Annotated in this window: 1 protein-coding gene; it reads left to right on the forward strand. The window is 58.8% G+C overall.

Annotated elements, in window-relative coordinates:
* The coding region (locus EN932_RS36930) for a quinoprotein dehydrogenase-associated SoxYZ-like carrier (RefSeq protein WP_128369567.1) at positions 1–686 on the forward strand (686 nt) is incomplete at its 5' end.
* Between the last annotated feature and the right edge of the window lie 282 nt (positions 687–968).

Consider the following 968-nt stretch of genomic DNA (forward strand, 5'->3'; position numbering starts at 1 on the left):
GGGCAATTCTGGTCGATACCGGCGTCGTCAGGATCGAAGCACCAAAGCGGGCGCAGGATGCCGCCATCGTGCCCGTCGACATCTATCTCGATCCAGCCAAGGCGCCAGACGGCATCAAATCCGTTACCTTGATCATCGACGCGAACCCTGCACCGGTGGCGGCAACGTTCCAGCTCGGCAAGGATGCCGGCGTGACGCATCTGTCGACGCGCGTGCGCGTCAACGACTATTCCTATCTGCGTGCCATCGCTGAGACGCAGGGTGGTCAACTCCATATGGTACAGACCTTCGTCAAGGCGTCAGGTGGCTGCTCCGCCCCTGCGGTCAAGAACCAGGACGAGGCCAACGCGACAATGGGTCAGATGAAGCTGCGCCAGTTCCCGCCCAAAGAGACGATGACCAAGACCGAGGAACTGCAGTTGATGATCCGGCACCCTAACAATTCGGGGCTGCAGCGGGATCCGCTGACCCAATATTTCATACCGGCGCATTTTGTCCAGAAACTGTCGATCTCCCAAGCCGGCCGGCCGATCCTCTCCATGGAAGGTGGAATATCGATTTCGGAAGATCCCAACTTCCGATTCGATTTCACCGTGCACGGCAAGGGCGAAATCCAGGTTGAAGCGATCGATACGGACGGCAAAACATTTCGCAATCAGTGGCCGCTCGAGACAGCGGGACTCTGAAGTCTCGATATCTTGCGCTGGACTGCCGGTGCTTGCCACTTGATCCCGAAAATGGAGCTCGTTCGGGAAGATCACGCCCAGGCAGAGGACGAAGCTCCATCCGGCTTCCGGATGGAGCAGGCTCTAAAAGCAGCGCACGTCGGCTTCCGACTGCGCGCGCTTCAATTCGGTACGGGCTGCCTTCGCCGGTGCGCTTTCGCGAAACAGCCCCGCGCTTTCGCCTGTGGTCAAAGACATGCTCTTGAAAGTCTCGGCTCTCTCATAGTGGTCGTAGGGAAGGAT

This window comes from Mesorhizobium sp. M7A.F.Ca.US.002.01.1.1 (assembly GCF_004022955.1).
GTDB lineage: Bacteria > Pseudomonadota > Alphaproteobacteria > Rhizobiales > Rhizobiaceae > Mesorhizobium > Mesorhizobium ciceri.